Origin of the sequence: Bartonella sp. OT172YNZD, assembly GCF_042193725.1 — a bacterium.
GTDB classification, from domain to species: domain Bacteria; phylum Pseudomonadota; class Alphaproteobacteria; order Rhizobiales; family Rhizobiaceae; genus Bartonella; species Bartonella grahamii_A.
The window spans coordinates 1-8,140 of sequence record NZ_JBHILZ010000027.1 but is presented as its reverse complement, the minus strand read 5'-3'; the positions used below and the strand labels follow the sequence as shown (position 1 = coordinate 8,140).

Sequence of the window (8,140 nt, the reverse complement as noted above, 5' to 3'; positions counted from 1 at the left end):
GGGTGGTATGTAAAATAAAGGGGTTCATGTTCATTATCAGCTAAGTGGACAGCATTACCGGCTGCTTCATCTGGTGTATAAAAATACCATTATAGAACATACGCCTGTTGCCATCAGAGCCTGCTTGTAAATGCTGCTCATCTTCAGCTTTTAAAAAAGTAATACAGAATGATATATTCTCCATCGCTGTCTTTTATAGGTTTTCCATTTCTATCTGTTGCATAGAGGACATTGCCATTTTCATCGTGTACAACTTCTCCCTCAGGATGTTTTTTGACATAGCGATTTTATAAATTTTATCAAAGTATCCCAATCCTTCATCCGATAAATCATTGATCATATCTACGTGATTATGCACGGCTCCCTCAAGCGGTGCGACATTGAGCTGTCCTACTGCCTGGTGGGCTGCTGCGGTGTTGCGGTTGAGGGCATCGATGATTTGTCCAGCATCGTGCCCCATCGCCCTTTGTCCAGTTGTATCAGTAAGGATGATACTCCCATAACTGATAGCAGATTTGGTTTCCCCTTCCGCTGCATCCTTGGCTTTACCGTGATTTAAAGCATTTTTAGCAATGTTTTTCCCGACACCATATTTGCCCTGATACATCGGACCACCCGCAGAAATGCTTAACCCTTGGCTGCTAGCTTGCGCATGCGCACTGTTGCTGATATCACTGGTGCTAATGCTTCCTGTGGTCAGGCTGTTTTTATCTGCCAGCGCGGTGCTTTCAATAATACCTCCGGTCAGCGTTGTTTTATTTTTAACGTTGATCTTAAAGCCGCCATCACCCGCTTTGATGCCTGATTGCTCCACAACACTATGATAATCACTCGAGGATTTATCCTTGTTCAAGGATATATTGGTTGTAGCTGTACCATCCTTTTCTCGGCTATTATAACCAATGGAAACAGAGTTTTGCTTACTGGAAAAAACAATCCCGCCATTCCAAGCAAAGGCAAGGATGGCGGATTGTTGGTCATTACAAACAGCAAGACTTAAGGATAACATTCATATTGTTCTGGATGCTTTTTACAAAACGGGCTGTTCAAGCGCTTCTTGACACTGCGCCTCGGGATCACAGCGCCTGGACGACAAATGGATAAGTTTTCGGCTTTATGATTTTCACACATAGTCCCCCCCCCACTTTATCACGAAATCCTGATTGAAGCATGCAAGCTTCAATGGTTCCTATTGCATTATTGCTTAACTTTCTATTTTCTGGATCGACATCATACGGAGTTGGCATACCACATTCTAATAGTACTTTTCCTATCTCAGTAAAATCTGCACCAGGTTTCTCCCACATACTCAGAGCCCCTGGAGAAGGCTTATCAATGTTACATCCAGCGATATTTAACAGAATGAAACCACTTAATAATTTCAAGATTTGTTTCATTTTTTCCTCCCTGAATATTTTGAATAAATTGGCGTACGATTAGGTAAACCATAGAACTTTGTACAAGCATCACTTGGATGTCCATAACAAGCATAGACACTGGGGTAGCCCTTAAATATTTGCCCTCTCTCTTTCCAAGGACCACTTCCAGGAGGTATTTGCTCAAAGGTATAAGGATTTTTGCCAACCTTTGTACCAACAAAGTCATTTTTATGATTTTCCAAGTTTACGTAATCCTGCTTTCCATCACTTAAGATATATAACGTATCTGCCATGTTTTGAGTATTATAAGCTGGTCCAAAGAAATTAATCGTTGTTTCCTTTGCTATACCATGAACACCATGCTTTTCTAAATCATGCGATCCATTACCCGCTGTCATACTGCCGCGGCTATGCGCATCAGTATGCAATCCTATATTGCCAAGGCTATACAACAGATTCTGGTACTCCTTCGTCGAATTGGTCAGAACACCCAACTTACCTTCTAGAAAATACTGATACCCTGCAATGAACCCCTCTACCAAGAGCGAATCGCTATGAGGGAATATCAGAAAATAGTGCGGATCATTCTTGTTATCAGCCAACTGAACCGCATTATGGGCTGCTTCATCTGGTGTTGTAAGAATACCATTGAGGAAAACATGAACCTTGCCATCAGAACCTTTTTGTAAATTCTGTTGTTCTTCATCCGTTAAACAATGTGCGTGAGGAAACAATCCCGCCATTCCAAGCGAAGGCAAGGATGGCGCATTGTTGATCATCACAAACAGCAAAACTTAAGGTTGGCATTCATCCGCGTTTTTATACCTTTTACAAAAAGGGCTGTTCAAGCGCTTCTTGACACTTCTCTTCGGGATGACAGCACCAGGCTGACAAATGGGAAGGTCTCTACCGTTAAAAAGAGAACACCAGCTAGCTCTCCCTTTATAATGGAATCCTGCTTGGATCATGCAAGCATCAATCGTTGCATTCTCATTGTTGCTTAGCTTTTGAACTTCATCCTCAAGATAATTAAGGTGTGGCAAACCACATTCTAGCAATGCTTTTCCTACCTCAGTAGAATCTGCTCCTAGCTTCTCCCACACAGCCGTCTCTCCTCGAGGAGGTTTATCAATGTTTTCAATGTCACATCCAGCAACCGTTAACAGAATGAGCAGGCTTAATAAATTAAACAACATTTTCATTTTTTGTTCCCTGTTCTCGTTGAATAAAGTTTGTTAAAACCAAATGAACCGTAATTCCATCTACACGCATCACTCGCATCACCATAACAATTATGGGAGCTCGGGTTAAGGCCCAAGACCGCTCTCCCCATCTCTCTGATTGGATTAGCTGCTATAGTAAATAAACTGTTTGCTGAAAATATTATCATATATAAAGGATTTTTTATACCTTTCTCAAAAAGTGAAAAATCTAGATTTAAAGGTGCCTTATAAGCTGTAGGCCAATTGTAACCAATCACTGTACTAATGGGGTCTAACATATGATCTTGTGTGTAGATATAATTTTTTTCGCCATCGCTTAGATAATCTACTGTATTGGCCATCGATTGCATGTGAGCAGCCGCTCCAACAAGATAGAAGTCTGTTTTCTTGGCTACACCGTGGATACCATGTTCTTGCAAGTCATTTGCTCCATTGTTTACTGTTATGGTACCACGGCTATGCGCACTAACAATAGCATTGTCATTGCCATAACGATAGATAAAATCTTGGAACTTTTTGGTTGAATTGGTCAACCCCCAAGAGCCCCCTTCAAAAAACTTCTGATAGCCTGCTACCCCTAATTCTACCAGCACATCGTCAGCTTGGGGAAAGTATGTAAAATAAAGGGGCCCATTTTTATTAACAGCCAATTGGACAGCATTACCCGCTGCATCATCTGGTGAATTAAAAATGCCATTGTAGAACATATAAACAGCACCATTAGGGCCTTTTTGTAAATGCTTTTCTTCCTCTGGCTTTAAAAAGTGATACAGAGTGATATATTTTCCATCACTGCCTTTTATAGGTTTTCCATTTTCATCGGTTAAATAGAGGACATTGCCATTTTCATCATGCGCAACCTCACCCACTGGGTGCTCTTTGACATTTGTGATTTTATAAATTTTATCAAAGTATCCCAATCCTTCATCCGATAAATCATTGATCATATCTAGGCGATTATGCACTGCTCCCTCAAGCGGTGCGACATCTAGCTGTCCTACAGCCTGGTGTGCTGCTGCGGTGTTGCGATTGAGTGCATCAATGATTTGTCCAGCATCTTGCCCCATCGCCCTCTGTCCAGTTGTATCAGTAAGGATGATAGTCCCATCGCTGATAGCAGATTTGGTTTCTCCTTCCGCTGCATTCTTGGCTTTGCCGTGATTTAAAGCATTTTTAGCAATGTTCTTTATCGTATCGTTCCCAGAAAGGCTAAACCCATGGCTGCTGGCTTTAGCATGCGCACTGTTGCTGATATCACTGGTGGTAATGCTTCCTGTGGTCAGGCTGTTTTTTCTGCCGACGCTGTGCTTTCAATAATGCCTCCGGTTAGGGTTGTTTTGTCTTTGACGTTGATATCAAAACCGCCATCACCCGCTTTGATGCCTGATTGTTCCACGACACTATGATAATCGCTAGAAGATTTATTCTTTTGGAAAGAGGCGTTCATGGACCCTGAACCACCCGTTTGTCCAGCGCCAAAACCAGCAGAAACAGAGTTTTGCTTACTGGAAGTTTGTCCCGTATCACTGCGGCTGGTAATGGCGAAATCACCCCCTACTTCCATTTCTACACGCTCTCCAGTAACCACGGCGCCTGCCAATGTGGTATTTCCCTGACTTATGGTGTGAACCGTGTCAGTGCCTATAATATGGCTGTTTTTGTGTTGAACTTCCTTACTGGAACCTTCCCCTTGACTAAAAGCAGCACTGCCCGTTGCCCCTGCGCCACCCGCGCCATAACCGGTGCCAACACTCATTGAAGAACTTTCACTGCTGTTTTGTGTGCTTTGCGTGTTTTGCGCACTTTCAAAGGTGATATCTTCACCTGCTCCCAAGGTGATCTTTCCACTCTGTGCATCATTTTCCAGCACATAGATTGGATTGGTACCAGCGATAATATCAGCGCCAACACCATGAATGCTGCCTTTGTGGGCTTGCATGTTAACCGCGCGTCCGCCTTCTATGCTATCTGTTACCGCTGTGGAGACTTGAGAAGAGGCTTCTGTTTTCTCAGTTTTAAAGCCCACGGTTACACTGCCAGATGCGCCTGCCATATTGGCAAGAGCATCCTTGGTGGAGCCCCCCAATCCTCCTAATGAGCTACTCAGTCCTTTGGTTGTGTTCCCCTTTTCCCCCGTATTGCCAGTCAGCCAATCAACAAAATTCCTGCCTTTGTTAAAGAGGTGATTGATTTTCATGCCGGTCAGTATGCCATTAATAACTGTGTTATTTCCATCCTTATTGTTCATGTGATCTGCGGCATCTTTTAGTCCTTGTACCGTGCCAAGGACACCGATATCAACGGAAGTTGTCACACCAGCAAAAGACTTTTCATGCTTTTCTTTTGCGTTAGAGGTATCATAGCTTTCTGATAGGGTGATATTATTGCCGGCATCAATGTTGACATCACGATCCGCCGAAACAATGGCTGCTTGCATATTTACATCATTGTCAGCAGTAATCTGCACATCTTTGCCCGCCTTGAAATGAGAGGGCGTATTGGTATTTTCCCATTGATCGCCCGTATCTTTGGCGCTTGCAATTCCAACACCCAAGGAAGCACCGCTAGGGTTCTTTTCAAACTGAATGCCAAAGCCTGTGCGTTCTTCTACAGAGCTTGCCCTATGGCTATTATGACCAACAAGCACATTGACATCACGAGCTGCCGAAACATGAATATTTTCTTGCGCAGTAAAATCAGAGCCCACCACGTTCACATCTTTTTTCTTGGCAGTGATGGTGATCGTACCATCCGCATTGAGAGAAGAACCTTGATGCTCAAAACTCTCTTCATTTTGCACCTTTCCCTCACTCCCGTATATCGACACAAAGCCCTTGCCTGATCCCACACCAAAACCCGTTTCATGGGTCTCTGAATGGCTGCTATGATTGTCTGTCATGCCATCAATCGTCACACTTTCTCCGCTCACATTGATATCTTCATTTGCAAACATATGAGAAGCAGTGATTGTAGTCTCTTTATCTGATTGTGTGATAATGTTGCCCGTTGCCCCAAGGATAGAGGAGACCGTTGTGGTATGCGATTGAGATGTATCGGACGATTTCTCATGCAAAAAGCCACTTGATGAGGATTGTGCTTGTTGATCCAACTGTTCTTTAGCGCCTTTGATAATAATCTTGCCCCCAGAGTGAATGGTAATATCCGCTTGTTTCTGATCTCCGAGTGTTTCCTTTCCTGACGTTTCCTCTGCCTTACCGGCTATGAGCGTTGAGGCGACAACTTGCGTGTTGTTTCCTGAGTCAATGGCAACGCCTTTCCCCCCTGTTATGCTTGACCCCACAACTTGGCTCACATCCACCTTGTTATGCTCAGATTTGCTGCTGCTGAATGCTCCTCCCTCTTTGTGATACGACATCTCATAATGTAAGCTATCCTCTGCATTATTGATCAAAACATCGTTGCTGGCTTTCAGCACCACCTTGCCCTCAGCCGCAATGGAACTGCCTGTGATGCTAAGATCATGCGATTTGCCATCCTGCCCTGCAATGACAATGGTGTCACCTCCCGATTTTATCGAAGAGCCAACGGCATGAGAGGCTTGCATATCCACTTTCGTGTTTTTGGTGCGAAGATGATACTCCCTCTCATCGTTTCTTACCCCTATCGCTATCTCCCCTTGGGCACCAAGAGCAACATTGCCCTTGGCATCTATATCGGAAGCAGCCATATGGATATCTTTTCCAGAGAGAACAGTGGTCTCTTTTCCAGAACTTAAATGAGAGCCATTGTGTAAAGCAACATGAGATGTTTCACTCCCACTCTGATTGTCCATACTGTTGCGTGTGGCATCAATCGAAACATTCCTCTCAGCTTGCAAGAGAAGTTTATCCGTTGCTTGAACATCAGAGCCTAAAATATTCAAATCTTGTCCAGAGGAAAGCGTTGTTGAGCCTCCAGAGTTGACTTCCGATTTATGATGCATGGTGGCATCACCCTGCTCATCATGGTAAAGAGTTTCTGTGACTTTGGTGAAACCAGCCTCAAAGAAGCAGGAAATCAACAGTATATTTAATCAGAAATGATCACATTTACATAAGTTTGATAGAACGGATAGAGGTAAAAAAACGTGAATCAGGATTCATCAATTCCCTCATATTAGACATAACTATTTTATTTTACTTGCTTTTTATTTTCTCTCATCATCCACCATTTTATTTTGTAAATAAATTTTTTATTTTACAAATACTTGTGAATGAAATAGCTTTTAAAACCTTATTTGTTAAAGTTTATACTTTCTGCCTCTGCATAATTTAGCGTTTTTAAGTTCTATTTTTGAAAAACTATACAATACCTTAACAAACTATCTATTGATCTAAGCGTATTGCTCACTAATCTTTTCTTCCATTCTAATTAACTTTTTGTTTATCCCACAGAAAAAGCATTATAAATATACCTAATTTCCAGTCATATCTGGAAGAGGTTTTAAACTGTCGATGCAAATCTTATATAACATTTTATCCAAATAGTGAAAATCAGCCATTCTCTCCAAGATACCCTTTAGACGCACTAGATATCTGAATATTTTTATTTAAAAAATTAAAATCTTTTAAAGATCTGTCTTATCGAATTGTGCTTATTTAAAATCAATAAAAACTTTCCTTAAATATATTATGTCATTCTTACAAATTTACCTCTCATAAACTGTCAGAGCAATAACATTTTCTTTTCGCAAATATAAACCATCTGAATAAACTAAATATCTGGAAAAGTAGAATAATTTAAAAATATACGCCCGTAAAGAATTTAATATAATTTATCAAACATTTTCAACTGAACATTTCTTATTATTACGAATAACAATCGTTAGAACTTAAAAAAATATTGCTTTGTGAAAAATTTTAAACAGAAAAAACTATCATGTTTAAAAATGAAACTCTTAGATAACACACTCAAAGAATTGACTTATGAAGAATTATTTTCATTGAAACTTAAATAGTTTTACAAAGAACGCTTTAAAATACGTATTAAAATGATTGACCTTTTGCAAGAAATTTGTCAAAAAGCATATCCAGTTTGGAGGGGTGGCCGAGCGGTTTAAGGCACCGGTCTTGAAAACCGACGTGCAGGAGACTGTACCGTGGGTTCGAATCCCACCCCCTCCGCCACAGCACTTTTATCGTGCTATAACTTATTGATTCTATATGATCTTTTTTAAGGTTGTAGCTTGCCAGCGGGTTTTGTATATTTTGCCACTAGGTTTTGTACCAATTTATTTTTTCTCAAAGAGTTTTAAAGGGTCTTCAAATGCCTTTCAAAGGGTATTTAAAGCTCCCTTTAACGCGTTTTTCTGCTCCTATTTTTCCAAATCACTAAAGCATGTAAAGTCGGATTGAAAGGCAAGGGGGACGATTCCTGTCGGACCATGGCGTTGTTTTGCTATAATAACCTCAGCTTTACCCTTGGCTTGCTCCATTGCCTCTTGCCACTTGCTATACTCAGCGGTGCCTTCTTTGGGTTCTTCATTTTTGAGATAATATTCTTCACGATAAACGAACAGAACAATGTCGGCATCTTGCT

General features: G+C 41.3%; 3 protein-coding genes, 1 tRNA gene and 3 pseudogenes. 1 reads left to right on the top strand and 6 read right to left on the bottom strand.

Annotated features, from left to right (window positions below):
- The 5 genes and pseudogenes from ACFIJS_RS08320 to ACFIJS_RS08300 all read right to left on the bottom strand — a co-directional run.
- A pseudogene (locus ACFIJS_RS08320) lies at nt 1-928 on the bottom strand (filamentous hemagglutinin); the annotation flags it as partial.
- A gap of 68 nt (nt 929-996) precedes the next feature.
- Nucleotides 997-1,397 (bottom strand): annotated as a pseudogene (locus tag ACFIJS_RS08315) (hypothetical protein).
- Entirely contained in the window at nt 1,394-2,158 is a 765-nt protein-coding gene (locus tag ACFIJS_RS08310) for a hypothetical protein (protein ID WP_375651109.1), read from the bottom strand. The pseudogene ACFIJS_RS08315 and the gene ACFIJS_RS08310 overlap by 4 nt, the downstream one beginning before the upstream one ends.
- A 15-nt stretch (nt 2,159-2,173) precedes the next feature.
- Nucleotides 2,174-2,581 carry a hypothetical protein gene (locus ACFIJS_RS08305; protein WP_375651108.1) on the bottom strand — a complete coding sequence of 136 codons (408 nt, stop codon included), beginning with the start codon at nt 2,579-2,581 and terminating at the stop codon, nt 2,174-2,176.
- Nucleotides 2,578-6,581, bottom strand: a pseudogene (locus ACFIJS_RS08300) (hemagglutinin repeat-containing protein); the annotation flags it as partial. The pseudogene ACFIJS_RS08300 and the gene ACFIJS_RS08305, both read right to left, overlap by 4 nt.
- Before the next feature lie 1,057 nt (nt 6,582-7,638).
- On the opposite strand from ACFIJS_RS08300, the gene ACFIJS_RS08295 reads away from it, so the two are divergent.
- Nucleotides 7,639-7,728 (top strand) — tRNA-Ser (locus ACFIJS_RS08295).
- 188 nt (nt 7,729-7,916) lie between these two features.
- On the opposite strand, the gene ACFIJS_RS08290 is transcribed toward ACFIJS_RS08295, so the two are convergent.
- Nucleotides 7,917-8,140 (bottom strand): DnaB-like helicase C-terminal domain-containing protein (locus ACFIJS_RS08290; RefSeq protein WP_375651106.1); only part of this gene is annotated, 224 nt, incomplete at its 5' end.